At 68.5% G+C, this 26,757-nt stretch carries 24 protein-coding genes; 12 read left to right on the top strand and 12 right to left on the bottom strand.

Annotated elements, in window-relative coordinates; all coding sequences use genetic code 11:
• The first annotated feature begins 113 nt into the window (after positions 1-113).
• The 4 genes from purL to WKC72_RS36365 are packed head-to-tail and all read left to right on the top strand — an operon-like array spanning position 114 to position 5,240.
• Complete coding sequence (gene purL / locus WKC72_RS36380; RefSeq protein WP_037230572.1) at positions 114-2,435, top strand: phosphoribosylformylglycinamidine synthase subunit PurL; 2,322 nt, start codon at positions 114-116, stop codon at positions 2,433-2,435.
• 3 nt (positions 2,436-2,438) lie between these two features.
• Positions 2,439-4,208: an alpha/beta hydrolase gene (locus WKC72_RS36375; RefSeq protein ID WP_370181185.1), complete on the top strand. Its 1,770-nt coding sequence runs from the start codon at positions 2,439-2,441 to the stop codon at positions 4,206-4,208.
• Positions 4,205-4,849 carry a lysostaphin resistance A-like protein gene (locus tag WKC72_RS36370; RefSeq protein ID WP_370181184.1) on the top strand — a complete coding sequence of 215 codons (645 nt, stop codon included), beginning with the start codon at positions 4,205-4,207 and terminating at the stop codon, positions 4,847-4,849. The genes WKC72_RS36375 and WKC72_RS36370 overlap by 4 nt, the downstream gene beginning before the upstream one ends.
• Positions 4,850-4,853: 4 nt before the next feature.
• Positions 4,854-5,240 carry a sterol carrier family protein gene (locus tag WKC72_RS36365; protein WP_370181183.1) on the top strand — a complete coding sequence of 129 codons (387 nt, stop codon included), beginning with the start codon at positions 4,854-4,856 and terminating at the stop codon, positions 5,238-5,240.
• Here the strand turns inward: WKC72_RS36365 and WKC72_RS36360 are convergent, their stop codons facing one another.
• Positions 5,241-6,560, bottom strand: a complete 1,320-nt coding sequence (locus WKC72_RS36360) for a class I SAM-dependent methyltransferase (RefSeq protein WP_370181182.1) — start codon at positions 6,558-6,560, stop codon at positions 5,241-5,243.
• Between the two features lie 173 nt (positions 6,561-6,733).
• On the opposite strand from WKC72_RS36360, the gene purF reads away from it, so the two are divergent.
• Both purF and purM read left to right on the top strand, forming a co-directional pair.
• Complete coding sequence (purF, locus tag WKC72_RS36355; protein ID WP_005254820.1) at positions 6,734-8,317, top strand: amidophosphoribosyltransferase; 1,584 nt, start codon at positions 6,734-6,736, stop codon at positions 8,315-8,317.
• A gap of 120 nt (positions 8,318-8,437) precedes the next feature.
• Entirely contained in the window at positions 8,438-9,517 is a 1,080-nt protein-coding gene (gene purM, locus WKC72_RS36350; protein WP_005244377.1) for a phosphoribosylformylglycinamidine cyclo-ligase, read from the top strand.
• Between the two features lie 111 nt (positions 9,518-9,628).
• Here the strand turns inward: purM and WKC72_RS36345 are convergent, their stop codons facing one another.
• The 4 genes from WKC72_RS36345 to WKC72_RS36330 all read right to left on the bottom strand — a co-directional run bounded on the left by WKC72_RS36345 (position 9,629) and on the right by WKC72_RS36330 (position 12,747).
• Positions 9,629-9,829, bottom strand: a complete 201-nt coding sequence (locus WKC72_RS36345) for a DUF3073 domain-containing protein (RefSeq protein ID WP_005244376.1) — start codon at positions 9,827-9,829, stop codon at positions 9,629-9,631.
• A 181-nt stretch (positions 9,830-10,010) separates the two neighbouring features.
• Complete coding sequence (locus WKC72_RS36340; RefSeq protein ID WP_112301231.1) at positions 10,011-10,964, bottom strand: asparaginase; 954 nt, start codon at positions 10,962-10,964, stop codon at positions 10,011-10,013.
• Positions 10,961-11,629, bottom strand: coding sequence for an MOSC domain-containing protein (locus WKC72_RS36335; RefSeq protein WP_037230560.1), 669 nt, complete (start codon positions 11,627-11,629; stop codon positions 10,961-10,963). The genes WKC72_RS36340 and WKC72_RS36335 overlap by 4 nt, the downstream gene beginning before the upstream one ends.
• Positions 11,626-12,747: a folate-binding protein YgfZ gene (locus WKC72_RS36330; protein ID WP_128639923.1), complete on the bottom strand. Its 1,122-nt coding sequence runs from the start codon at positions 12,745-12,747 to the stop codon at positions 11,626-11,628. Before WKC72_RS36330 ends, WKC72_RS36335 begins: the two co-directional genes overlap by 4 nt.
• A gap of 62 nt (positions 12,748-12,809) precedes the next feature.
• Here WKC72_RS36330 and WKC72_RS36325 point away from each other — a divergent pair, with 62 nt between their 5' ends.
• The 5 genes from WKC72_RS36325 (at position 12,810) to cydC (ending at position 19,733) form a co-directional block, all read left to right on the top strand.
• A complete protein-coding gene (locus tag WKC72_RS36325) occupies positions 12,810-13,682 on the top strand; it encodes an aminodeoxychorismate lyase (RefSeq protein ID WP_370181181.1) in 873 nt (290 codons plus the stop codon).
• 133 nt (positions 13,683-13,815) lie between these two features.
• Positions 13,816-15,312 carry a cytochrome ubiquinol oxidase subunit I gene (locus WKC72_RS36320; protein ID WP_112301227.1) on the top strand — a complete coding sequence of 499 codons (1,497 nt, stop codon included), beginning with the start codon at positions 13,816-13,818 and terminating at the stop codon, positions 15,310-15,312.
• 11 nt (positions 15,313-15,323) lie between these two features.
• A complete protein-coding gene (cydB, locus tag WKC72_RS36315; RefSeq protein ID WP_009477911.1) occupies positions 15,324-16,361 on the top strand; it encodes a cytochrome d ubiquinol oxidase subunit II in 1,038 nt (345 codons plus the stop codon).
• Complete coding sequence (cydD, locus tag WKC72_RS36310; RefSeq protein WP_370181180.1) at positions 16,358-18,064, top strand: thiol reductant ABC exporter subunit CydD; 1,707 nt, start codon at positions 16,358-16,360, stop codon at positions 18,062-18,064. Before cydB ends, cydD begins: the two co-directional genes overlap by 4 nt.
• Complete coding sequence (gene cydC / locus WKC72_RS36305; protein ID WP_128639921.1) at positions 18,054-19,733, top strand: thiol reductant ABC exporter subunit CydC; 1,680 nt, start codon at positions 18,054-18,056, stop codon at positions 19,731-19,733. Before cydD ends, cydC begins: the two co-directional genes overlap by 11 nt.
• Before the next feature lie 242 nt (positions 19,734-19,975).
• Here cydC and WKC72_RS36300 read toward each other — a convergent pair whose 3' ends face one another.
• A complete protein-coding gene (locus WKC72_RS36300; protein ID WP_370181179.1) occupies positions 19,976-21,085 on the bottom strand; it encodes a type IV toxin-antitoxin system AbiEi family antitoxin domain-containing protein in 1,110 nt (369 codons plus the stop codon).
• An 86-nt stretch (positions 21,086-21,171) separates the two neighbouring features.
• Positions 21,172-21,894, bottom strand: coding sequence for an FABP family protein (locus WKC72_RS36295; RefSeq protein ID WP_005244359.1), 723 nt, complete (start codon positions 21,892-21,894; stop codon positions 21,172-21,174).
• A 242-nt stretch (positions 21,895-22,136) separates the two neighbouring features.
• Between WKC72_RS36295 and WKC72_RS36290 the strand changes: the two genes are divergently transcribed.
• Entirely contained in the window at positions 22,137-23,468 is a 1,332-nt protein-coding gene (locus WKC72_RS36290) for a cutinase family protein (protein WP_268791568.1), read from the top strand.
• Positions 23,469-23,536: 68 nt separating this feature from the next.
• Here WKC72_RS36290 and WKC72_RS36285 read toward each other — a convergent pair whose 3' ends face one another.
• The 5 genes from WKC72_RS36285 to WKC72_RS36265 form a co-directional block, all read right to left on the bottom strand.
• Positions 23,537-23,842 (bottom strand): DUF1416 domain-containing protein, encoded by a 306-nt coding sequence (locus WKC72_RS36285; RefSeq protein WP_005244353.1) that lies wholly within the window; start codon positions 23,840-23,842, stop codon positions 23,537-23,539.
• Positions 23,843-23,845: 3 nt separating this feature from the next.
• Entirely contained in the window at positions 23,846-24,682 is an 837-nt protein-coding gene (locus WKC72_RS36280; protein WP_037230548.1) for a sulfurtransferase, read from the bottom strand.
• A 67-nt stretch (positions 24,683-24,749) separates the two neighbouring features.
• Positions 24,750-25,202, bottom strand: a complete 453-nt coding sequence (locus tag WKC72_RS36275) for a DUF4395 domain-containing protein (RefSeq protein WP_112301223.1) — start codon at positions 25,200-25,202, stop codon at positions 24,750-24,752.
• Between the two features lie 237 nt (positions 25,203-25,439).
• Complete coding sequence (locus WKC72_RS36270; protein ID WP_370181178.1) at positions 25,440-25,916, bottom strand: thioredoxin family protein; 477 nt, start codon at positions 25,914-25,916, stop codon at positions 25,440-25,442.
• Entirely contained in the window at positions 25,913-26,692 is a 780-nt protein-coding gene (locus tag WKC72_RS36265) for an LmeA family phospholipid-binding protein (RefSeq protein ID WP_005244349.1), read from the bottom strand. Before WKC72_RS36265 ends, WKC72_RS36270 begins: the two co-directional genes overlap by 4 nt.
• Positions 26,693-26,757: the final 65 nt, after the last annotated feature.

Here is a 26,757-nt window from a genome sequence, read left to right as displayed (position 1 = left end):
CCGGAACGAGCCGCCGGATAGACTGACGTACGGCTCGTCGCCACCCGGCTTGCGCCGACCGTGACTCCCGGCTTGCCTCTCTTGACTCCCGTAGGGAAGGGACCCCACCTCCAGTGTCAGCACACCCGGTCGACACCGTCACCGCCGCCACCGCGACCCCCGACGTCGCACAGCCCTTCAAGGAACTGGGTCTGAAGGACGACGAGTACGCCCGCATCAAGGAGATCCTGGGCCGCCGCCCCACCGAGGCCGAGCTCGCGATGTACTCGGTGATGTGGAGCGAGCACTGCTCCTACAAGTCGTCCAAGGTGCACCTCAAGTACTTCGGTGAGACCACGACCGACGAGATGCGTTCCTCGATGCTCGCGGGCATCGGCGAGAACGCCGGCGTCGTCGACATCGGCGACGGCTGGGCGGTCACGTTCAAGGTCGAGAGCCACAACCACCCGTCCTACGTCGAGCCCTACCAGGGCGCGGCCACCGGCGTCGGCGGCATCGTCCGCGACATCATGGCCATGGGCGCGCGGCCCATCGCCGTCATGGACCAGCTGCGCTTCGGTGCGGCGGACGCCCCCGACACCCGACGCGTCGTCGACGGTGTGGTGCGCGGTGTCGGCGGCTACGGCAACTCGCTCGGCCTCCCCAACGTCGGCGGCGAGACCGTGTTCGACGAGTCGTACGCTGGTAACCCCCTGGTCAACGCCCTGTGCGCCGGCGCAATGCGCGTCGAGGATCTGCATCTCGCGTTCGCGTCGGGTGCCGGCAACAAGATCATCCTGTTCGGTGCGCGCACCGGCCTCGACGGCATCGGCGGCGTGTCCGTCCTCGCGTCGGAGACGTTCGACGGCGACGAATCAGGGGACGAACACGAAGCCGAAGGCGGAGCTGGAGCATCGAAAAGCAGGAAGAAGCTCCCGGCGGTGCAGGTCGGTGACCCGTTCACCGAGAAGGTGCTCATCGAGTGCTGTCTCGAGCTGTACGCCGCGAAGCTCGTGGTCGGTATCCAGGACCTCGGCGGCGCCGGCCTGTCCTGCGCCACGTCCGAGCTCGCCGCGGCCGGTGACGGCGGCATGCACATCAACCTCGAGCAGGTCCCGATGCGGGCCACCGGCATGACCGCGGCCGAGGTGCTGTCCAGCGAGTCCCAGGAACGCATGTGCGCGGTCGTCACCCCCGACAACGTCGACGCGTTCATGGAGGTCTGCAAGAAGTGGGACGTCCTCGCCACCGTCATCGGTGAGGTCACCGACGGCGAGCGGCTCACCATCTCCTGGCACGGCGAGACCGTCGTCGACGTGCCGCCGCGCACCGTCGCCCACGAGGGCCCGGTGTACGAGCGCCCCGTGCAGCGTCCCGCGAGCCAGGACGCCCTCGTCGCCGACACCACCGCCGGACTGAAGCGTCCCGAGTCGGCCGACGAACTGAAGGCGACCCTGCTGAAGATGCTCGCGTCCCCGGCGCTGTGCAGCCGCAAGTGGATCACCGAGCAGTACGACCGCTACGTGCGCGGCAACACCGTCCTGGCCGAGAACGCCGACTCGGGCGTGATCCGCGTCGACGAGAAGACGGGCCGCGGCATCGCGCTCGCCACCGACGCGTCCGGCCGCTACACCGCGCTCGACCCGTACGCCGGCGCCCAACTCGCGCTCGCCGAGGCCTTCCGCAACGTCGCCGTCACCGGCGCGACCCCCAAGGCCGTCAGCAACTGCCTGAACTTCGGGTCCCCCGAGGATCCCGGCGTCATGTGGCAGTTCCAGCAGGCCGTCCGCGGCCTGGCGGACGGCTGCGCGAAGCTCGGCATCCCCGTCACCGGCGGTAACGTCAGCTTCTACAACCAGACCGGCTCGACCCCGATCCTGCCCACCCCGGTGGTGGCCGTGCTCGGTGTCATCGACGACGTGCACCGTCGCATCCCCACCGGTCTCGGACTGGAACCGGGCGAAACGCTGATCCTGCTCGGCGACACCCGCGACGAGTTCGACGGGTCCATCTGGTCGCAGGTCGAGCACGGACACCTCGGCGGCGTTCCGCCGAAGGTCGACCTCGAGCGGGAGCAGTTGCTGGCCGACATCCTCCTCGCGGCGTCCCGCGACGGACTGGTGTCCGCGGCGCACGACCTGTCCGAAGGTGGTCTCGCGCAGACCGTCGTCGAGGCCGCGCTGGCCGGGGAGACGGGCTGCCGGATCCTGCTTCCCGACGACGCCGATCCGTTCGTCACCCTGTTCTCCGAGTCGTCGGGCCGCGTGCTCGTTGCGGTCCCGCGCACCGAGGAAACTCGCTTTACCGGTATGTGCACGGCCCGTAATCTCCCGTGGGTGCGCATCGGTGTGGTGGACGAGGGGTCCGATTCCGTCGAGGTCCAGGGCCAGTTCTCGGTCTCGCTGGCCGAGCTGCGCACGACGTTCGAGGGAACTCTGCCGGCATTGTTCGGGTGATGAATGGTCGAATCGGGGGCATTGGAGAGGGTTGACAGGGGGCCGCGGGAACTCTCGCGGCTGGTTGATCCTGCACTCCTCCACGGTCCCCGACTCGACCGGACCTGGCGTTTCCTTCGGCTCGACTTCACCGGCATCGCGTTCGCGACGCTGTTCTTCTGCTGGTCGCTGACGCCGTCGCTGCTGCCCCGCGACTGGCTGTTCCAGGGGCTGATCGGCGGCATCAACGCCGCGATCGGCTACACGGTGGGAACGGCGATCGGCTGGCTGGTGCGTCGGTACTTCCTGCGGCGCCGGTCGTGGTGGCCGTTGCCGGAACCGTGGTCCACCGGCCTGCGCGTCGTCGTGACGGTGACGTGCGTGGTCGTGAGTCTCGTGATGCTCGCGTACTCCGCGGCATGGCAGCGCGAGCTCGCCGCGCTGATGGGGGCGGAGGGCACCACCACCACCGGGTACATCCGCACGGGCGGGCTGAGTCTGCTCGTGGGCGCCGCGATCATCTCGGTGTGGCGGCTGCTGCGCGAACTGGTGCGGTGGATCGCGGCACGACTCATCCGGCGGTGGCACCTCGCGATCCCGACGGCCACCACCGTCGGCATCCTCATCGTGACGGTGCTGTTCTTCCTGCTCGTCGACGGTGTTCTGATGCGCGGCATCTACGCCGCCACGAATGCGGCGTTCAGCCTGCAGAATTCGACCACCCGGGACGGCGCCGAGCAGCCACTCGACCCCGAGAAGTCGGGCAGCCCCGAGTCGCTGGCGCCCTGGGACACCCTCGGCTACGAGGGCCGCAACTTCGTGTCCCGAGGCCTCGACGCCGACGAGCTCACGGCTGCCAACGGCACACCGGCCAAGGACCCCATCCGCGTCTACGCCGGCCTCGAGACCGCCGAGGACCCGGACGCGCGCATGGACATCGTCATCGACGAACTCGAGCGGACCGGCGCGTTCTCGCGCAAGGTCCTCGTCGTCGTCCCCACCACCGGCACCGGCTGGATCAATCCGACTGCGGCGCAGGCGATCGAGCTGGTTCACAACGGTGACACGGCGTTGGTGGCCAGCCAGTACTCGTTCCTGCCGAGTTGGATCTCGTTCCTCGCCGACCGCGACAAGGCAGCGGAGGCAGGGAAGAAACTGATCGACCGCGTGCACGAGCGGTGGTTGCAGGAGCCCGAGGCGACGCGTCCCAAACTGCTGGTCTACGGCGAAAGTCTCGGCACCCAGGCGGGGGAGGGCGCCTTCGACACACTGAGCGACATCCGGCAGACCGTCGACGGCGTGCTGTGGGTCGGGCCGCCCAACTCGAACCGGCTGTGGGGACAGCTGATCCAGCGCCGGGACCCCGGCACACCCGAGGTGGACCCCGAGTACGCGGCGGGCCTGGTGGTGCGGTTCGCCGACGACTCCGCCGACATGGTCGAGAACACCGGCGAGTGGCTGTCGCCGCGCATCCTGTACGTCCAGCACCCGTCCGATCCCGTCGTGTGGTGGTCGCCCGACCTCGCGTTCACCCGGCCCGACTGGTTGAAGGAACCACCGGGCGAGGATCGCTCGCCGTCGATGAAATGGTTTCCGTTCGTGACGTTCTGGCAGGTCTCGGCCGACCTCACCAACGCCGCAGGCGTGCCGGACGGACACGGCCACAATTACGGGACTCTCGTCCTCGACGGCTGGATCACGGTCGCCCAGCCCGAGGGGTGGACGCCCGTCGACACCGAACGAGTCCGCTCCACTCTCGAATCCCTCTCCGGGACAGAGGGTCCGGAGAAGTGAGCAGGCTCGCCTCCGTTGCCGGTGCGACGGCGGCCGTGCTGTGGAACAACGTGGTGCTGCCCGGTTCGGGCCTCGGCCCGTACGGGCGGGCTGTCGCGGGAGGCGTGCTCGGACTGTCGGTCGTGGGAGCAGCACGCGCCGCGGGGTACGGCGTCGACGAACTCGGCCTGTCCGCGTCGAACGTGCCGTCCGGGCTGCGATACGGCGCCGCGGCCTCGGTGGTCCCGCTCGCCGGATTCGCGATCACGTTGTGCGTGCCCGCACTGCGCAGGCGTGTGCCGCCGGGCGACGGCGTCACCGATTTCGTCGGCTGGGTGGGGTTCCGGATCCCGGTGGGGACCGTGGCGCACGAGGAACTGCTGTTCCGCAGCGTCCTGTCCGCGATGCTGCGACGGGCCTGGCCGCCGGCGACGGCCCACGCCCTGCACGCCGCCACGTTCGCGCTGTGGCACGTGCGCGCGGCCCGGACCGCCGGTGACGGCGTCCCCGCGAGCATGCTGCTCACCGGCTCCTCCGCAGTGCTGTTCGACTGGTTGCGTCGACGCAGCGGAAGCGTCGTAGCCCCTGCACTGCTGCACCTTTCGGTCAACGTCGGTGGGGCGGTGGCAGCCGAAGTCGCGCGAGCTCACACAGTAGATTGAACGTATGCCGTCGCGCCGAGCCGTAGATCCCGCCGAACTGAGGGCCGCCGTACTCGAGGTCGGTCCGTGGCTGCGCGGCGATTCCGACCAGAAACCGTCCCGCACCCAGCTGGCCGCGGCGGTCCGGCTCAGCGCGCGGACGCTCGAGCAGGTGGCACCCGGGTCGAGCGTGGAGGTGCGGGTGCCTCCGTTCGTCGCGGTCCAGTGCATCGAAGGTCCCCGGCATACCCGGGGCACCCCGCCGAACGTCGTGGAGACCGACCCCCGGACGTGGCTGCTGCTGGTGACGGGACTGCTGGAATTCGACAGCGCGACCGCCGACGGCGGAGTCTCGGTGTCGGGGAGTCGCGCCGGGGAGATCGCCCACTGGCTGCCGCTGCTGCGCGTATAGCTAGCCCAGCCACAACGCGCGGGTGCGCGGCAGGCCACTCGACCCGTCCTCGGACGGGCGCACGGCCAGCACCTGATGGATCGTCAGCCGCCCGTTCTCCTCGAACCCCAGGGCGCTGGCCGCGAGGTACAGCAACCAGGTTCGGGCCCGCTCCGCGCCGGCGAGCCGGATCGCGTCGTCCCAGGAGTCGCGCAGTCTGCCCACCCACGCCCGCAGCGTGAGTGCGTAATGCTCCCGGAGGGCCTCGACGTCGCGCACCTCGAGTCCGGCGCGCTCGAAGGCGTCGAGCGTTCTGCTCAGCGGCAGCACCTCGCCGTCCGGGAAGATGTAGTTCTCGATCAGTCCCGAGGAATTGTCCGTGCCGGTGAGCGACCGGACCGCGGCGATGGCGTGGTTGAGCAGCCGCCCTTCGGGACGCAGTAGGTTGAGCAGGTGCTGCGCATAGCCCGGCAGCGCGGAGTCGCCGACGTGTTCGGACATGCCGATGCTGGAGATCGCGTCGAACGGACCGTCGACGACGTCGCGGTAGTCCTGCACACGGATCTCGATCAGATCCGACAGCCCGGCCTCGGAGACCCTCGCCCGCGCCCACTCGGCCTGTTCGTGGCTGAGGGTGACGCCGACGACGGACACGTCGTACTTCTCGGCGGCGTGGATCGCCATCGAACCCCAGCCGCAGCCCACATCCAGCAGTCGCATGCCCGACTGGAGTCCGAGCTTGCGGCAGACCAGGTCCAGCTTCTCGTTCTGCGCTTCCTCGAGCGTTCCGATCGCACCGCGGTCGCCGGATCGCTGGTCCCAGTACCCGCAGGAGTAGACCATCGTCGGCCCCAGGAACAGGCGGTAGAAATCGTTGCCTACGTCGTAGTGATGTGACACCGAGGACGCGTCGCGCGCCTTGCTGTGCTTGGTGCCGCGGCGCCGGGACACCTCCACCGACGGCGGTGTCGGCCGGAGACCCAGACCGCCGAGCCGGACGAAAGTCGACAGCGAATTCAGGACGGTGCCGCGGTCGGATCCGCGGACACCGAGAGTGCCCAGCCGGGCGACGAGATCCGGAAGCGTCAGCAGTCGGAAGACGTCGCCCTCGATCTCCATGTCACCGGACACGTAGGCCCGGACGAGACCGAGTTCGTTCGGCGACCACAGCACCCTCCGGATGGCCCGGCGGTTGCGGAAGACGATGGTGACGTCGGAGTCGGGGCCGGCCTCCGAGCCGTCCCAGCATCGGACGTGCACGGGAATGGGGATGCCCATCGCACCCTCGAAGGCGTTCAGCAGGCGTTCTGCGGCGGTCGGAGCCGCGCTGCGGACGTTCATCGGAGAAGCCCCCGCTCCGTGATTCGAGGATACTGATCGATACCGAAACTAATCTATTTTCGGCTGTCCGTCCGGGAGTCGGGCCGGTTCGATCGGCACCGTGGGCGAAGCGACGGCGCAGGGCACGTAGACTGACCTTGCCCCTCACACGCCCATCCCCAGGGAGCACCCCGGTGACCAGAGCCGATCTGTCGGTCCACAGTCCTAATCTTCTCTCTTCGAACCCGTCCGACGAGGACGAGAACGAGCCCCGCGAGGAATGCGGAGTCTTCGGCGTCTGGGCGCCGGGAGAGGATGTGGCGAAACTCACCTACTACGGACTTTATGCTCTGCAGCACCGTGGGCAGGAAGCGGCGGGTATCGCCGTCGCCGACGGTTCGCAGGTGCTGGTCTTCAAGGACCTCGGGTTGGTAAGCCAGGTGTTCGACGAGCAGACCCTGGCAGCGATGCCGGGCCACGTCGCCGTCGGTCACTGTCGTTACTCCACCACGGGCTCGACCACGTGGGAGAACGCGCAGCCGATCTTCCGTACCACCGCCGCGGGCAGCGGCATCGCCCTCGGGCACAACGGCAACCTCGTCAACACGGCGGAGCTGGCGCAGCGCGCCCGTGAAGCCGGACTGGTCAACGACAAGCGCCCCGGCGGCGCCACGTCCGACTCGGACGTCGTCGGCGCCCTCCTTGCGCACGCCGCCGCCGACAGCACCATCGAGCAGGCGGCCATGAAGCTCCTGCCGACACTGCGCGGCGCGTTCTGCCTCACCTTCATGGACGAGCACACGCTCTACGCGGCCCGTGACCCGCACGGCATCCGCCCGCTGTGCCTCGGACGCCTGGACCGCGGCTGGGTCGTGGCCAGCGAGACGGCCGCACTCGACATCGTCGGCGCGTCCTTCGTCCGCGACATCGAGCCCGGCGAACTGCTCGCCATCGACGCCGACGGCGTCCGCTCCTCCCGCTTCGCGAACCCCGAGCCCAAGGGCTGCGTGTTCGAGTACGTGTACCTGGCCCGTCCGGACAGTGTCATCGCCGGACGTTCGGTGCATTCCACCCGCGTCGAGATCGGCCGTCGCCTCGCCACCGAGCACCCCGCCGAGGGCGACCTCGTCATCCCGGTCCCCGAGTCGGGCACTCCCGCCGCGGTCGGTTACGCGCAGGGGTCGGGCATTCCGTACGGCCAGGGTCTGATGAAGAACGCCTACGTGGGCCGCACCTTCATCCAGCCGTCGCAGACGATCCGTCAGCTCGGTATCCGCCTCAAGCTCAACCCCCTCAAGGAAGTCATCCGCGGCAAGCGCCTCGTGGTGGTGGACGACTCGATCGTCCGCGGCAACACCCAGCGCGCGCTCATCCGGATGCTCCGTGAGGCCGGCGCACTGGAGATCCATGTCCGGATCGCGTCGCCGCCGGTCAAATGGCCCTGCTTCTACGGCATCGACTTCGCCTCGCCGGCCGAGCTGATTGCCAACGGCGCGGGCGGCGGTGGCGAACCCGGCAGCTTCGACGAGATGCTCGAAGGGGTGCGCCGTTCCATCGGCGCCGACACCCTCGGCTACATCTCCACCGAAGGCATGATCGCCGCGACCGAGCAGCCTGCGACACGACTGTGTGCGGCCTGCTTCGACGGCACGTACCCCATCGCGCTCCCCACGGAGACGTCGATCGGAAAGAACGTTCTCGAGGGAATGCTCGAGAGCGCGGCAGGCGGTCCCGCGACGCGGGAGAACGACAACGCGAACGCCCTCAGTCGGCCGTAGGCCGGTACATCGGGATCCGGCCGGAGAACGTACTCCGGTACCGTAAGGACGCAATCACAGCACTCGATTGCCCGACCGACACGATTTTGACGAGCAACAGAAGGCTGGAGTAACAACCACATGACCGAGGATCCGACAAGTCGCCCTGGCGCGTCCTACGCCGCCGCAGGAGTGGACATCGCCGCAGGCGATCGGGCGGTGGAACTCTTCGCTCCCTTGGCCAAGCGCGCCAGCCGTCCCGAGGTTCTCGGTGGTCTCGGTGGATTCGCGGGTCTGTTCTCGCTCAAGGGTGACTACAAGGAGCCGCTGCTCGCGGCGTCCACGGACGGTGTGGGCACGAAGCTCGCCGTCGCTCAGGCACTCGACAAGCACGACACCGTGGGCCTCGACCTCGTCGCGATGGTCGTCGACGACCTCGTCGTCTGCGGTGCCGAGCCGCTGTTCCTGCAGGACTACATCGCCGTCGGGCGCGTCGTCCCGGAGCGTGTCGCCGAACTCGTCAGCGGCATCGCCGAAGGCTGCATCCAGGCTGGTTGCGCGCTGCTCGGTGGCGAGACGGCGGAGCACCCCGGTGTGATGGCGGACGGCGACTACGACCTGTCCGCGACCGGCGTCGGTGTGGTCGAAGCCGACCAGGTGCTGGGGCCGGACCGGGTCCGTCCCGGCGACGTGGTGATCGCGATGGGATCGTCCGGACTGCATTCCAACGGTTACTCGCTGGCCCGCAAGGTCCTGCTCGAGATCGACCACATGAGCCTGACGGCGCACGTCGACGAGTTCGGCCGCACCCTGGGCGAGGAGATGCTCGAGCCCACGAAGATTTACGCGAAGGACTGCCTGGCCCTCGCCGCCGAGACCGACGTGCGCACGTTCTGCCACGTCACCGGCGGTGGACTGGCCAACAACCTCGCGCGGGTCATGCCGAAGGGTCTGGTCGCCGAACTCGACCGCGGCACGTGGAGCCCGGCTCCGATCTTCGCGATGATCGCGCAGCGCGGACGCGTGGAGCGGGCCGAGATGGAGCAGACGTTCAACATGGGCGTCGGCATGGTCGCGATCGTGGCGCCCGAGGACGTCGATCGTGCGCTGGCCGTCCTGACGGCACGCCATATCGACTGCTGGACGCTGGGCAGCATCAAGAAGTCGCACGACGTGTCGGCCGAGCGCGCAATTCTCGCCGGCGATCACCCGAGGTTCTAGGGTCGGACGCCGTCGGTCGGAACGGGGCGAGCTAGTGGCCCCGACCGGCTGAAGATGTGGAAATGAGGGGGAGCCGGTAGCGGCTCCCCCTCATTTCGTTGTCTTCAGATCTCAGCGCCGCCAGTCGTCGTCGTCCTCCCGGGAGTGACCCTCCCTGTCGGCACGCTGGTCAGCGAAGACCTCGTCCCGATGCGAGTTGGACGACCCACCTGAGAGCTCTCGTTGCAGGCTGTCAAAATCCGTGGTCGGTACGCTGTACTTCAGCTCGCGTGCAACCTTGGTCTGCTTTGCCTTAGCCCGGCCGCGGCCCATGGCTGACCCCCTCGCGCTTTCGCGGGGCGGCCTGGGGAATTTGGCGGCCCCGTTTGAGTGTGTAAGTTCCTGCCCCACACTCTAGCGTGGAAAAGTCCCTCGCGCTTCCATCCACACCCCGAAGCGGTGTCGGTTTAGTCTCACCGGGCTCGCGAGCTGCCCCGATGCCGGTATTTCGCTTTCAGAAGACTCCCGGAATTGCCCGGACCGTCCCCACTCGGACGCCGCCGCCGAGCACGGGCTGCGACGCGAGGGCCGCCAGATCCTCGGTCCACTCGGCGCCCATCCTGTGGAGAAGTGCTGCGGCGAGGGGCAACCGGGCCCGTTCGTGGCCGTCGTCGATCTTCAGCGCGAACGCCGAGCCGTCCGGAAGCGCGCCGGCGTAGACACCGTCGGCGCCCGCCTTGGACAGCAGTCCGGGCACGACCGGCATCAGCCGTGCGTCGTCCTTGCCGGTGCCGGAGACGAGGTAGGGGTGTTCGCGGATGGCGTCGGCGACGGCGAGCTCTGGGGAGTCGGGCTCGGCGGTGACGAGCCGGGCGAACGCGCGCGCCAGATGCGTCAGCGACAGGGGGACGATCGGCAGCCCGCATCCGTCGATGCCGAGCTCGGCGTCGACGTCGCCGCTGATCGATCCGAGCGTCTCGACGACCGCGAGTTGCAGCGGATGCGTCGGCTCGAGGTAGCTGTCCAACGGCCAGTCGTTGGCCAGGCAGGTGGCGAGCATCGCCGCGTGCTTGCCGGAGCAGTTCATGTACACCGGGCGGGGGAGCTCGCCGGCGGCCAGCAGTTCGGCCCGGGCGAGTTCGTTGGAGGGTAGATCGGCGGGGCAGCGGAGCCGGTCCTCGTCGAGGCCGTACCGGGCGAGTAGCCGCTCGACGAGTTCGATGTGGTCCGACTCACCCTCGTGGGATGCGGTCGCGATCGCGAGTTCTTCGGAACTGGACGGTTCGAAACCGTTCCGCAGCATCGTCACGGCCTGCCACGGCTTGTTCGACGACCGCGGGTAGATCGGTGTGTGCACCTCGCCGAGGGTGAGCGCGATCTCGCCGTCCGCGCGGAGGATCACCGCGGAACCGCGGTGGACGCACTCGCGGAATCCGGAACGAACGACCTCGACCAGTTCGATGCTCAATACGTGACCTGCACTTCCAGTCCGGCGATCCGTCGGCGGGCCTTGTCCGCGACGGTCGGAGAGAGGTTCTCCTGCTGTTCGAGCAGCGCCACGAACCGTTCCGGGTCGCGGCCGGTGAACAGATCGCGCACGGTGACACCGTGGCCGGGGACGTGGATGCGCTGGACGGCGTCGCCGGCGGTGACCGACCCCTCCGTCACCACCCGCAGGTACGCGCCTGTGTCCGCGCGTTCGGAGAACCGCTTGACCCACCGGGGCTCGGCGGCCCAGACGCCGAACGTGCCGCACGGTGTCCGCGGGCTGGTCACCTCCAGTTCGGTGGTGCCGATCCGCCAGCGCTCGCCGATCACGGCGTCGGTCGCGGCGATCCCGTCGACGCGGAGGTTCTCACCGAACCATCCCGGGGGCAGTTCGCGGCCGAGTTCCGACGCCCAGCGCTGCGCCTCGTCCTCCTGGTAGGCGTAGACGGCCTTGAACGGGCCACCGTGGTATTCGGTGTCGCAGACGCGGTCGCCGACCAGTCCGGCGGTCGTGACGCGCACGGCGCCGTCGACGGGGCGCTTGTCGATCGCCGTCCGGGTCACCCGTCGGGTGCCGCTGTCCCGTTCGGTGTGCAGCACGCACACGGCCAGGACCTCGCCGGCCGTCGCGGTCGCCTCGCTCATCGGCCCCGGAGCCGGTCGACGGCGGCGCGACCTGCCTGGACGGTGTCGTCCGCGGGCACGGAGTCGGGGTCGATCGAGGCGGCGCACGAGCCGACCACCAATTCGGTGTCGGTGGGGATCGACCGTTTGACGAGGGCCAGCGCGATGGGTCCGAGTTCGTGATGGTCGATCACGGTGCCGATCCGTCCGACCGCACGGCCTCCCGCCGTCACCGGGTCGCCTGGTTCGGGAAGGGCGTCGGCGCTGCCGTCGAGGTGCAGCAGGACGAGGTGACGGGGCGGTTTGCCGAGATTGTGGACGCGGGCCACCGTCTCCTGGCCGCGGTAGCAGCCCTTCTCGAGGTGGACGGCGCCGTGTTCGGCGGGACCGCCGATCCAGCGGACCTCGTGCGGGATGGTGCGCTCGTCGGTGTCGAGTCCGATCCGGGGCCGTCCGGCGGCCACCCGGAGTGCCTCGAACGCCCAGGTTCCGGCGGGAGCGGCGCCGGCGGCGGTGAGCCGGCCCCACCACGTCGCGAGCCCTTCCCTGGGGATCAGCAGGTCGAAGGAGTCGGCGGTCGGCCACGGCATGCGGCGGACGAACCCGCCTCCGGGCACCGCGGCGGCGGCGTACGGCTCGGCGGGCGCCACGACACCGGCCGCGTCGAGGACCGTCACGGCGTCGGGGCCGATGACGCTGAGGACCGCGAGTTCGTTGCCCTCACGGGGTTCGGCCTTGGACCAGAACACCATCTTGGTGAGGAACGACAGGAGGTCGGGTCCGCGGTCGGCCTCGGTGTCGATCCAGGTGACGCCGTCCAGATCGGTCTGGACGAAGTGATGCTCGACGCGGCCGTTGACGTCGAGGCTGAGGTTCTCGGCGCTCGCGCCGTCGGGGAGTGCGGCGACGTGCTGGCTCGAGATGGTGTGCAGCCAGGTGAGTCGTTCGGGTCCGCTGATCGCGATGACGAACCGGTGGGAACGGTCGACCACCACCGCGGAACGTTCGGCGCTGCGTTGTTCGCCGAGGGGATCGCCGTGATGCCAGGCGACGCCGGCGTCGGGAGAGCCTTCCGGCGCAGGGACCGCGCCCGGGGCCGTGACGAGTGGACTGGGTGAGACGGGCAGTTTGTCGACCACGAACCCAGTCTAGGGACCATGGACCACAGGTGGCGGTCAGCAGGGTCGATAGTCTGGGTGTCATGTCTGATCGAGTGCTGGTGACGCTGGACCACGAGGTGCGGGACGCGGATGCCCCGCTGCTGTACGCGGACGATCTGGCGGTCGTGCGCGGCGACGGTGTCTTCGAGACGCTGTTGGTGCGCGGCGGTCGCGCACTGAAGGTCGAGCCACACCTCACCCGTCTCGTCGCGTCGGCGCGCGCCCTCGGATTGCCCATTCAGGACCTGGACGAGTGGCGCCTGGCCCTCGAGCTGGCCGTCGAGGAGTGGGGGTCCGAGCGGGAGGGCGCGATGCGACTCGTGCTCAGCCGCGGCCGGGAGTCCGGTGGCGACGCGACCGCCTTCGTCACCGTCGGGCCGGTGTCCGAGCGGATCCTGGAGGCACGACGCGACGGAGTGTCGGTACTCACACTGGCCCGCGGGTATTCGGTGGATCTGTCGGCGAGTGCGCCGTGGCAGCTACTCGGGGCGAAGACCTTGTCATATGCGACGAACATGGCGGCGCTGCGGTACGCGGCCACGTTCGGCGCCGACGATGTGATCTTCGTCAGTAGTGAGGGCAATGTGTTGGAAGGGCCACGTTCCACGGTGGTCATCGCCCGCGAGAAGACGCTCCTCACGCCGCCGCCGGAGCACGGAATCCTGCCCGGCACCACGCAGCAGGCGCTCTTCGAGGTCGCCTCCGGCAACGGGTTCCGCTGCGAGTACGCGTCTCTGCGTCCGGCGGATCTCATTACGGCGGAAGGTGTTTGGCTCATCTCCAGCGTCACCATGGCCGCGCGCGTGCGCAAGATCGACGGCCTTGCCCTGCCCGACGCGCCGCTCGCCGACGAGATCGTGGAGCTGGTCGACCTCGCGGTCGAGGCGGCGGGTGCCGAGTCCGCGGAGGCTTGACAGGTCTACTACATTTCGTAGTAGCAAAGTCCTGCGGGGGAAACGACCCCGCAGTACGTTGTTTTCAAGGGTCGGGCGGAAGCCCACGCTCCGGCCCTGAAGCCTGTCCTACGGGCCCAGTTTCGGAGTAGCCATGGATGCCTTGGATGTCTCCCGGTGGCAGTTCGGCATAACCACCGTCTATCACTTCATCCTCGTTCCGCTGACGATCGGGCTCGCCCCGCTGATCGCCGTCATGCAGACGATGTGGGTGGTCACCGGAAAGGATCACTGGTATCGGCTCACCAAATTCTTCGGGAAGCTCTTCCTGATCAACTTCGCGCTCGGCGTGGCCACCGGCATCGTGCAGGAATTCCAGTTCGGGATGAACTGGAGCGAGTACTCACGCTTCGTCGGTGACGTCTTCGGCGCACCCCTCGCTCTCGAGGGCCTGGTCGCCTTCTTCCTCGAGTCGACGTTCCTCGGCCTCTGGATCTTCGGCTGGGGACGGCTGCCCAAGCTCGTCCACCTCGCCACCATCTGGCTCGTCGCGATCGGGGTGAACGCGTCCGCGTACTTCATCATCACCGCCAACTCGTTCATGCAGCACCCGGTCGGGGCCGTCTACAACCCCGAGACCGGGCGCGCGGAACTCACCAGCATCTGGGAACTGCTCACCAACAACACAGCGCTCGCAGCCTTCCCGCACGTCGTGGCCGGAGCATTCCTCACGGCAGGAACATTCGTGGCCGGCGTCGGCGGCTGGTGGATGGTGCGCAGCATGCGCAAATCGAAGGAAGCCACCGAACCCGAAGTGGCGAAGAAACACGAGGAGACCGCACGGACGATGTTCCGTCCGGTCACCATCCTCGCGCTGTGGGTGATGGTCGCCGCGGGCATCGGACTCGCGATCACCGGCGACATCCAGGGCAAGCTGATGTTCGAACAGCAACCCATGAAGATGGCATCGGCCGAATCGCTGTGCCACACCGAAACCGGTGCCGACTTCTCGATCCTCACCGTCGGCACCCAGAACAACTGCGAGAGCATCACCCAGCTCATCAAGATTCCCGGGCTCACCTCGTTCCTGGCGGACGGCACCTTCGACTCCACCGTCGAGGGCGTCACCGAGATCCAGGCCCGCTACGAGGAGATGTACGGGCCCGGCAACTACAAGCCCAACCTGTTCGTCACCTACTGGACGTTCCGCGCGATGATCGGCTGGGCCGCCGGGTCGGCGCTGCTCGCCGTGGTCGGTCTGTGGATGACCCGCGGCGGCCGTGTCCCGGACAAGAAGTGGTTCGGCTGGTTGTCCATCGCCGTCATCCCGACGCCGTTCCTCGGGAACAGCGCGGGCTGGGTGTTCACCGAAATGGGCCGCCAGCCGTGGGTCGTGGCACCCAACCCGACCGGTGTCGACATGATCAGACTCACTGTCGACCAGGGCGTCTCGAATCACTCCCCGTGGACCGTCTGGGTCTCACTGATCACGTTCACGGTGGTCTACGGGGCGCTGGCCGTCGTGTGGTTCACGCTGATCCGCCGCTACACGATCGAGGGACCACTCGAACACGACGCGCATCCACCGGGTGACGACCACGACGAGCCCGAAGAACCGGGCAAGCCCGAGCAACTCTCGTTCGCGTACTAGGGGAGACGGTCATGGGACTTCAAGAAGTGTGGTTCATCCTGATCGCGGTGCTCTTCATCGGGTACTTCGTCCTCGAGGGATTCGATTTCGGTGTCGGCATGCTGATGCCGGTGCTGGGCAGGCGCAAGGACCCGAACGGAGACACGCGACGGCGGGTGGTGCTCAACACCATCGGGCCCGTGTGGGACGGCAACGAGGTGTGGCTCATCACCGGCGGCGGCGCGCTGTTCGCCGCGTTCCCGGAGTGGTACGCCACCCTGTTCTCCGGCTTCTATCTGCCGCTGCTGATCATTCTCGTCGCGCTCATCGTCCGGATCTGCGCCATCGAATACCGCGGCAAGATCGACGACGACACCTGGCGCAGGCGATGCGACTGGGGCATCGTCTTCGGGTCCTGGGTGCCCGCCGTGCTGTGGGGTGTCGCGTTCGCGAACATCGTGCGGGGCGTCGACATCGACGCCGACAAGCAGGTCACCTCGAGCCTCTTCGATCTGCTCAATCCCTATGCGCTGCTGGGTGGTCTGACGACAGCGCTCGTGTTCGCCCTGCACGGCGCGGTGTTCCTCGCGCTGAAGACGGCCGACGAAGTCCGCACGGACGCCGTCGAACTGGCGTCCAGGCTGGCGATCCCGGCCGTTCCGGTGGCAGGCGCGTTCGTGCTGTGGACGCAGTTGGCGCACGGCAAGGGCTGGACATGGATCCTCGTCGCGATCGCCGCCGCCGCACTCCTCGGGGTGGTCGCGTTCACCCGCGCCGAACGTGAGGGCTGGGCGTTCCTGCTCACGTCCATCGCGGTCATCGCCACCGTGGCCCTGCTGTTCGGCTCGCTGTTCCCCAACGTCATGCCGTCCACGCTGGACGCCGCGTACAACCTGACCATCGACAACGCCTCGTCGAGTCCGTACACGCTGAAGGTGATGACGTGGGCCGCCGCCTTCCTCACCCCGGTGGTGCTGATCTACCAGGGCTGGACGTACTGGGTGTTCCGCCAACGGATCTCGACCAAGCACATCCCGCCGTCGATCGGTCTCCCGCTCGGGCGCAGATGAGCACAGCGGTAGGCGACGCACCCCGCCCGGCCGACGAGCGCCCCGGCGGGGAGCGAGGTTCCCGGCGTCCCGTCGATCCCCGCCTCTGGCGCTACTCCGCGGCGGCCCGCGGGTACCTCGTCCTCACCGTCGCGCTGTCGGTGGTCAACGTCGCGATGGTCATCGTGTCGGCGCTCATGATCGGCCGGGTGCTCGGTGGGGTCATCGTCGACAACGACACCGACGTCGGCCGGTGGTCCACCGAACTGGTGGTCCTCGCCGCCGCGGTCGGAGTGCGAGTGCTCGGCACCTGGCTGCAGTCCCGGTTCGCGCACCGGTCCGCCACGCGGGTCGTGGCGGAGCTGAAGGGGGAGGTCCTCGGCGTCGCCACCCGCCTGCGACCGCGCGAACTCGATCCGCGGCGGGACGAGATCGCGACCGTGCTCACCCGCGGAATCGACGGTCTCGTGCCGTACCTCACCGGGTATCTTCCGGCTCTGGTTCTCGCGGCGACGCTCACTCCGGCGACGCTCGCGGTCATCACGTTTCAGGATCTGACGTCGGCGGCGATCATCTTCGTCACGCTCCCGCTCATCCCGGTCTTCATGATCCTCATCGGCCTGCTCACCAAGGGCAAGGCCGCCAAGACGCTGGCCGCGATGACCACTCTGTCCTCCCAGCTGCTCGACCTCCTGGCCGGCCTGCCCACACTCCGCGCGCTGGGCCGCGAACAGGGCCCGGCGACGCGGGTGCGCGAACTCGGCGACGCGCACCGCCGCACCACGATGTCGGCGCTGCGGGTGGCGTTCCTGTCGTCGATGGTGCTGGAACTGCTGGCTACGCTGTGCGTCGCGCTCGTCGCCGTCAGCATCGGACTGCGGCTGGTGTACGGGGAGATGGGTCTCGAAGCGGGGATCGTGGCGCTGATTCTCGCGCCCGAGGTGTACCTTCCGCTGCGGATGGTCGGAACCCAGTTCCACGCCGCCGAGGACGGAATGGCCGCCGCGAGCCGGGCCTTCGCCGTCATCGATACCGATCGTCCCGACGACGCCGCCGACGGTGCGGTCGTGGTGGATGCGGCCGGGGCGCGTCTCGAATTCGACGGCGTCGACGTCGCGTCGCGGCACGGCCTGGCGCCGCACGGACTGACCGGGACCCTCGAACCCGGCGCGGTGACCGTGCTGACCGGGCCCAACGGTTCCGGGAAATCGACTGCGGTGCAGGCACTCCTCGGCCTCGTCGAACCCGAGCACGGCGAGGTGCGCGTGGCAGGCGCCGCCGTGAGTTCCCTCGACCGGTCCGCGTGGTGGGCGCAGGTGGCGTGGCTCCCGCAGCACCCCGTCCTCGTTCCCGGCACGCTGGACGAGAACCTTCGGCTCATCGGCGAAGTCGTCGACCTCGAACAGGCTTGTGCGGCGACAGGTTTCGACGAGGTCCTCGCCGAACTCCCCGACGGCTGGTCCACGCGCGTCGGGTCCGGCGGAACGGGACTGTCGCTCGGCCAGCGGCAGCGGCTCGCGCTGACCCGCGTGCTGGCCACCCGGCGTCCGGTCCTGGTGCTCGACGAACCCACCGCACACCTCGACGACGCGTCGGAGCGGACCGTGCTCGATTCCCTGCGGAGCCTGGCCGCCGCCGGCCGGACGGTCGTGGTCGTGGGGCACCGGCCGACCGTGCTCGCGGCCGCCGACCGGGTGATCGAGGTGAGCGCCGATGTCGCGTGACCCGCTGATCCGGGCACTGCCGCTCCTCGACCTGCAACCGGGACGGGTGGTGCGGGCCGTCGCCGCCGGCGTCGCCACGCTGGGTAGTGCGCTCGCGCTGGCGGCGCTGTCGGCGTGGTTGATCACGAGGGCGTGGCAGATGCCGCCCGTCCTGGACCTCAGCGTGGCCGTCGTGGCGGTGCGGGCGCTGGGCATCTCCCGCGGCGTCTTCCGCTACCTCGAGCGGCTCGCCACCCACGACACCGCCCTGCGCGGGACCACGTCCGCCCGCACCCAGCTGTACCAGCGGCTGGCCGACGGCGACCCCGCAGCCGCCGCCGGCCTGCGCCGCGGCGAACTGCTCGCCCGCACCGGGGCCGATGTCGACACCCTCGGTGACGTCGTCGTGCGCGCGCTCGTCCCCATTGCCGTGTCCGTCGTCCTCGCCGTGGCCGCGGTCGGCATCCTCGCGGTGATCTCGCCCGCCTCGGCGCTCGTGCTCGCAGTCGCGCTCGCGGTGTCGGGGGTCGCGGCGCCCTGGTTGTCCGCGCGGGCCGCCCGCCTGGCCGAGACGTCCGGCGCCGACGCGCGGGCGCGGTTCAGCGAAGACGCCGTCACGGCGCTCGATCACGCCGCGGAACTCCGCGTCGCAGGTCGCCTCGACCGGACCGTGTCGCGGGCCGTCGCCGCCGAACACGCCGCGGTCGAGGCCACCGACCGCGCCGCCGCACCCAGCGCGTTCGCGGACGCCGCCACACCACTCGCGGTGGGCGTCAGCGTGATCGCGTCGCTGCTCATCGGCATGGACCTGTACTCGTCGGGGACCATGAGCCCGATGGCGATGGGCATCCTGGTGCTCCTGCCGCTGTCCGCGTTCGAAGCCACGGCCGCGCTGCCCGCCGCGGCGGTCGCACTGACCCGGGCCCGGATCGCGTCGCGCCGCATACTCGCCGTGCTCGACGCCGCCGTCGCGGATCCGCACCCCGGCGACCGGGAACTGGACGGACCCGCCGAGGTCGTCGCGAAGGACCTGCGGTGCGGCTGGCCCGGAGGACAGGTCACCGCCCCGCTCGACCTCGACCTGCGGCCCGGCTTCCGAGTCGCGATCGTCGGCGGCAGCGGGTCCGGGAAGACGACCACCCTGATGACCCTGGCCGGGTTGCTCCCACCGGTGTCGGGGACGGTCCAGGTGGACGGGCTCGACCTGCACCAGGTCAGATCCGAGTCTCTGCGCCGGAACGTCGGATTCTTCGCGGAGGACGCGCACCTCTTCGACACGTCCGTGCTCGAGAATCTGCGGGTGGCGCGCGGCGACCTCGAGGAAGCGGAGGCGCTGACCGTCCTGGAGTGCGTCGGGCTCGGGGGATGGGTGTCGGGGCTGCCGGATGGCGTGCACACGGCACTCGCCGGTGGTGCCAGGGCGGTGTCCGGCGGACAGCGTCGCCGACTGCTCCTCGCCAGGGCGCTGCTGTCGTCCGCCCGGGTGCTGCTGCTGGACGAACCGACCGAGCACCTCGACGCCGACGCGGGCGCCGACCTGCTCCGGCGACTGCTCGCGCGCGACGGCGGACTGGTGTCGCCGCAGCGCACCGTCGTGGTGGTCACTCACCAGCTTCCGGAGGATACCAGCGCTGACCTGGTGATACGGGTGGAGAAAGCTGAGAGCGAAAATGCGTTGCCGACTCCGTGAGTGCGGCGTACTTTCTTCAGTACACGAGGAAGGAGGTGGTCTGAAATTGAATGACAGACGGACACGTGAGGTGGCTGCCAGCTAGCCGCTACCGCTGACGGAATTCACTGACCGCGCGAGCGGCGAGCGAATCCCAGGCAGCTACCCGGCCCCCGAGCCCCCGGTCTGGTCCAGATCGGGCCCGGTGCACCAGCACCGGAAGGCTCGGGGGCCGTTGTGCGCTCCGCGCCCGTGAGTACTTGTTAACCGCCCGACGTTAATAAGTACTCACGGCAGCGCGGGCACGGGTTCGGCCCACTCCAACCGCCCCGCTCGAGAACCGTCCGCACCTCGGCCGCGACCTCGCACGAGCGCCGCGTCACCTCCTCCCAGCCGTAGACCAGCGTCGCCCTGCCGGCGAGTTCCGCCGCGTTGCCGCGACGACGATCACGCAGCGCCACCGACCGCGACGAGTGGTACCTCAATCCGTCCAGCCGCACGAGGAGCGGAACGCCGCTGTCCGAGTAGTCCACATCCTCGTAGAGGGTTCTTCCGTCGACGAGAACGGGCGACTGTCGTCGGGCGGCCGGTAGTCCGTGCGCGAGTTCGACGTCGACGGCGTACCGGTGCTCGAGAATCGACTGGACTCCGCCGGAAACGAACGTCAGCGCGTCGGTGAGCGCCGTGCGGTATCTGCGCGGTGGACGTTGCTCGATCCGTCGAAGCACTTCGTGCACCGGAATGTCGCTGCCGGTGACCAATGACACGAGGACCCGTGCGGCCGCCACCGCGGACGGCTCCGCGACGGCGAGATCGACGATGGTATCTGCCCGCGACGTTCGAGGCTGAAGCGTCGGGACGAGGATGTGTGCGTGCGCCCGGGACCGGTGCACCACGACCCCGGGGTGGAGGAGATCGCCCTCGCGGGGAACAGGACGGTCGGATCGCCGGCCGACCTTCCGATACGTCGGCCCCTGCGGTTCCGCGGACAACCCGTAGGGCACGGTGACGTGAATCGGCCCCTCCGGATCGATGGGCATCAGCCCCCATTCCTCGGCCGCGGTCCGATGGCTGAGAATTGCTCGGGAACCGCCGAACAACAGCGCCGCCCACAGCGTCATCGGCCGGTCGAGCGGACCGTTCGTGACGGCATAGACGCCGTGCAGAACCGCCGACCACTGGCCGGACTCCACCATGTGCTGAATCTGCCGGGTCGAGATACCCAGTCCGCGCAGTTGCCGGGCCGTGACGAGGCCGTGCTGATAGTCGAGGACGCGTTGGAAGTCGGGCCTGAAGTCGATCGTCGCAGTCGTCATGAACGCGACGGTGCGCACGCCGACCGACAGGATTCGCCCGAAACAGGCCGTTTTCAACTGACCTGTGGATGAACCTCAGGTTGTGGATAACCCGAGCCGTGAGTACTTGTTAACCGCCCGTGGTTAATAAGTACTCACGGGCGCTAGCCAACGTAGCGGGACAGCCGCGCGGAGAGGTGGGGGCGCAGCTCGCCGTCGGCGATGATGCGTTCCTCGACGTACGCGAGGTCGCCGCCCTCGACGATGCCGTAGAGGCGCTTGGCGCCGCCCACGAGAACACCGGAGGTGCTGCGGATCACGACGTCGGTCGCGAGTTCCCACGACGACTGGGTGAGGGCCTGGCCGTAGAACAGTTCGACGATGCCGGAGCTGTGGGCGAGGAGGAGTTCGACGACTTCCTCGTTGGTGCTGCCGGGAATGCCGTCTCCGCTGATCCGCCAGAAGCCGGTCTCGTGGAGGTCGGGGCGCACGTATTCGCCGTCGGCGTCGAGAACCCAGGTCTGGGATTCCCACTTGAGGTAGTTGCCACCGTTGTGGGAGACGATGATCTGCTGCCCGAAGGGGTAGTCGCCTGTGTCGGGGTCGTGGCCTTCCCCTTCACCGCGCCACACACCCACGAGGGGCAGTACTGCGAGGAGTTCGTTGTTCAGATCCGGGCCGAGGCGCAGATTTGCGGTGTCCTCGGGCAGCGGAAGGTCCGGAAGCTGCGGGATGTTCCGCGACGCCGTCGTCTTGGAACGCTCGATGGCGTCCGCGACGGCTGCGTCACCGCTACCACGACGCACGGTGGGGGTGTCCCCAGCGGGCGCGCTCGTAGTCGGGTGCTCGGAAGGCGGATCTGCGCCTGCGTCCGGGTTCTGACTCACGACTCGTCGGTGACCAGGCGGTAGATCGTGTAGAGCGAGAACCACGTGATCAACACGGCGGCAAGGACAAGAAGTACCTCGAAGAAGATAACCACGGGGACATCCTAAACCGAACCCGTCGAACGGTCGAAACGGGAGGCGACTTACGGTGACTGCGGCTACGGTTTCCCGAAGGCGACCACCCGGTCGGTTCCGAACATCCTCATGCGGTCGTCTCGTCTCCCGCCCCTCCCGGAGGTCCCATGCTTCGATCGAGTACTGCCGCCACCGGTCTGGTGCGGGCCGCGATCACGGCGACGGCGCTGCTGCTGACCGTGTCCGCGTTCGGCGCTCCCGGTCTCGCCGTCGCCGCGCCCGACACCGGCAGCGCGGGTTCGGGAAGTGCCGACACGGACCGTGTCGATCCGAACAACTACGCCGCCGACTGCCCCGACGTGATGATCGTCGCCGTGTCCGGCGCCACCGACTCGACGGAGGACCGCAACCCTCTGGCCGACGAGAATCGGCAGCTCTGGTCGAACTGGGTGGGCAACGTGACGGTGCCGACCGGCGAGGCGAACAAGGACGAACCGGGAACGGTGGGGTGGATGTACGTCCCCTACCCGTCCACGTACGGCCTGGGTCTGCTGCAACCCGTTCCGACATACCAGGATTCGATGTCCGCGGGTGTCGCGTCGACGAACAGGATCCTCGACGAGAACAAGGTGAAGTGCGGCGACGACACCAAGTACGTGCTGCTCGGGTACAGCGTCGGCGCCGAGGTGGTCGAACGGGTGTCGCGCGAACTCGGGCACCGCGACAGCAATGCTCTGGTCACCGCCGACGACATCGCCGGCGTCGCGTTGATCGGCGACCCGTACCGCCCAGCGGGCACCCCCTCGATGGGCGAACCCGGCCCGCCCGGCGGCGGATTCATGTCATCCGAGCCGGCCGACTACGGCGCTCTCGACGGCAAGATCACCTACGCGTGCCGGCCCTACGACATCGCGTGCGACGCGCCGCAGGAGATCGCCGTCCTCGAACTGGCGCTCGGGGTGCTGGGACAGATGCACTTCACCCTGCTGAACCCGGGCCAGACCGTCTCCGACTTCGCGAATGCGGTGACGAACATGGCGGCGCGGTCGATCGTGCACATCGTCACCCACGAAGACTGGTTCGCCTCCGACGAGTCCTTCCTGGACGTTCTCCGCAAGGTCGCCGACCGGACCTACGACCCCGACGGCCCGGACCGGAACATGCAGGTGTCCCAGGAACAGATCGTCGAGGCGCTCAACTGGGCGATGGGTCCCGGTTCGGAGGTCGTAAAGGCGAAGCTTGCGCAGGAGGGCCCGGGGTTCGTCGAGGACAACAGCGATGTCTTCGAACTGGTGATCAAGCCGTACATCTTCCTGGGCTTCATCCAGCACCTGTTCTACTGGAACAACAATCCGAACGACCCCTGGTACTGGGAGAGCGAGAAGGTGGTCGACTGGATCACCGCGCTCGCGCATTCGGAGAAGGACCGAAAGGCCGCTGAGGCGTCAGCCGTCCCTGTCCCGGAGGCGTCAGCCGTCCCTGTCCCGGCGGGCAAGTAGATCTCACACGACAGAATGGCCCCGCTCCGAATCCGGAGCGGGGCCATTCTGGTGTCGTCAGCTGGTGACTACTCGCCGACCGTGACGTCGACGTTGTGCACGCCTGCGCTCGACGGGCTCACCGTCGAGGTGCCGTTGCCGGAGCTGGACAGTGCACGCACGGTCCACTCGCCGGGAGCGGCGAAGAAGCGGAAGTCTCCGGTGCCCGAGGCGACGACCTCGGCGGTGAACTCTCCGCCGCCGTCGAGGAGACGCACGAACGCTCCACCGATCGGCTGGCCGTCAGCGGCGAGAACGCGGCCGGTGATGACCGTTTCCTTCTCGACGTCGACGCCCGCGGGCAGGGTCTGGGTCTGTACAGGTGCTCCACACATGGCTCAGTGAACCTCCAACTCGATGGGTGCGCCGACGAGCGAGCCGTATTCGACCCAGCTGCCGTCGTAGTTCTTGACATCGGACTTGCCGAGGATCTCCTTGAGCACGAACCAGGTGTGGCTGGAGCGCTCGCCGATACGGCAGTACGCGATGGTGGGCTTGGCCTCGTCGTAGCCCTTCTCCGAGTACAGCTTCTCCAGGTCGTCGTCCGACTTGAACGTGCCGTCCTCGTTGGCGGTGGTGCTCCACGGGATGTTGATGGCCGTGGGGACGTGTCCACGCTGCTGCGCCTGCTCCTGCGGCAGGTGAGCGGGAGCGAGGATCTTGCCGGAGAACTCGTCGGGCGAACGCACGTCGACGAGGTTCTTGTTGCCGATGGCGTCGATGACCTCGTCGCGGAACGCGCGGATCGAGAGGTCGGGTGCCTCGGCCTTGTACTGGGTGGCCTCGCGGGTGACGGTCTCCTTGGAGAGGGGACGCCCGTCGAGCTCCCACTTCTTGCGGCCGCCGTCGATCAGCTTGACGTCCTGGTGGCCGTACAGCTTGAAGTACCAGTACGCGTATGCCGCGAACCAGTTGTTGTTGCCGCCGTAGAGAACGATGGTGTCGTCGTTGGCGACGCCCTTGGCGGACAGGAGGTCGGAGAACTGCTGCTGGTTCAGGAAGTCACGACGGACGCCGTCCTGCAGGTCCTTCCGCCAGTCGAGGCGGATGGCGCCTTCGATGTGGCCGCCGTCGTATGCGCTGGTGTCCTCATCCACCTCGACGAAAACGGTCTTGGGGGCGTTGAGGTTCTGCTCAGCCCAGTCGGCGGAGACTAGGACATCGGAGCGAGCCATGGTGTTCCTTTCGATGTGTACTTACTTGTGTCGGGTGGATCGTGCAGTGGTTCTCGGTGTGAAACTTTCAGGCCGCGGTGCGGAAGCGTGCGACGAGTGGATAGATCTGGCAGCCGAGGCAGAACCCGAATGCGGCGTTGAGGAACGCGGCGAACAGGGCGAATGCGGTGGCGACGGCGCCGACGACCCCGGAGCCTGCGAGGAAGCCGACGGTGCCGACGGCGGCGAAGACGAAGCCGACGAGCTGCGCGAAGCGGAGCGGTGCGGTGGGTTCGCGGTCGCTCACCGGAGCGAGTCGCGGCGCGACGACGGTGCCGAAGATCCGGCCGTACGGGCTGCGTCGCGGCCCGGTGGCTGCGCCTGCCGCGAAGACGACCGCTTGCAACGCCAGCAGAATTCCTGCTGCGACCAGCGAGAACGTCGACACGACGAGCACGGCGACGAGGACAGCGGTGGTGACCCAGGCGGCGAACCGGGGGCCACGAACGTCGACCTGCTCGAGCTCGAGTGTTGTGGACATGAGAAGTGCTCCTGCGGTGAGTCCTGAATGCTTGCCTGGCGCCGAACGACGACGGAAGACGTCGTCATCGGGATTTCGATCACGTGCGCGGAGTCCGCGGTGTCAGCAGAAAGCGACAGCCCTGGTGATCAGCAACAGGTACAGCAACAAGCCCCGAGGCGGCACAGGTCAACTGTGCGGCGACGGGTGAGCATGAGCTCGTGGCTGGATTGCACGACGACGAGTTTACCCGGTTCTTCAGGAATTTGAAGCCGGGGGCCGGGTGAGGGGTCCGAGAGCGGCCCGCAGGTCGGTCGCGGCGGGCACTCCGGACACCCGGAAGCGTTGCTGCAGGTCGGCGTCGAGAATGAACGTCGTCGGCAACGACAGAACGCCGAGTTCCTTGGCGAGAGCGTGATACTCGTCGATGTCGACCTCCACTTCGACGGGCGGTTCCGGTTCGCCGGCGAGGTCGGCGACGACCTGTCCGACCACTCTGCGCACCGCCGCGCAGGGGCCGCACCAGTCGGCGGAGAAGTGGAGGACGGTGGCCCGCCGAGGGTGTTCGGGCGACTGCGGCCCGATGCCGGCCGCCTCGAGGAGCAGCCGTCGCTGGTCGGTCACCACTGCGGTCGTCTCGCCGGTGCTCCGGACCGCTCCCTGGCGGCGCTGCCACACGAGCCCGAACACGACGGCGGCGAACAGTGCGATCAGTAACAGTGTGATTCCGGTCATCGGCTCTGTAGTTCGTTCAGGTCGATCGTGACGTTGTTGCCGACGCCCTCGATGACGATCTGCGAGCCTTCCGCGTAGACCTCGGTCGGCTGGACGCCGAACGGGAGTTCCCGGGGGTCGATCGTCCGGGTGAAGAGGCCGAGGATCGCGGGAGCGAGGGGTTCGGGGATGGTGAAGTCGGCGTGGCCCTCGGGCCCGAAGTAGAAGTCGCTGGCGACGATCTTCACCTGACCACCGTCGAGGACCAGGTCGGCCTGCACGCTGACGGTGGTCTCGATGGGCCCGACGGGGACGGTGCCGGTGAGGACGACGCCGCCCGCGGTCGGCATCCCCGAGCCGCCGGAACCGCCGGTGCCGTCCGACTTGCTGGCCGGCGGGGCCGAAACCTGCAGGTCGGGGATGTCGAGGAAGCGTCCCAGGTCGGTGGCGTCGATGAGCATGCGGCCGGAGAGGTGATCGACCGGAAGGGTCTTCACGGAGCCGTCGACGAGGTCGGACAGCGGCGCGGAGACACCCAGGAGGGTGGACTCGATCGTCACCTCGCCCACCACGTCACTCTGTACTCCCTGGGCGCGGATCTCGATGTTCTCGTACTTGCCGTCCCACGCCTGAGTGAGGAACGGAAAGCCGTGAACGGTCACCTCGGGATCCGCTGTGAGGGACGCGCCTGCCCGCAGTTCCCGCGACACCCGGTACTCCGCGTAGGCCGCCGAACCGAAGTCGACGACGAGACCGAGAGCCACGAGGAAGACGATTCCGATGATGAGTTTCCGCACGGCCCCATTGTGACGGACACCGACCGGGGGAGTGTCGGTGCAACCTCTGCGCCGGTTGCCGGGGG

It is taken from the genome of Rhodococcus wratislaviensis, assembly GCF_041228765.1.
Classification (GTDB): domain Bacteria; phylum Actinomycetota; class Actinomycetes; order Mycobacteriales; family Mycobacteriaceae; genus Rhodococcus_F; species Rhodococcus_F wratislaviensis.
This window is presented reverse-complemented; position numbering and strand designations above follow the sequence as displayed.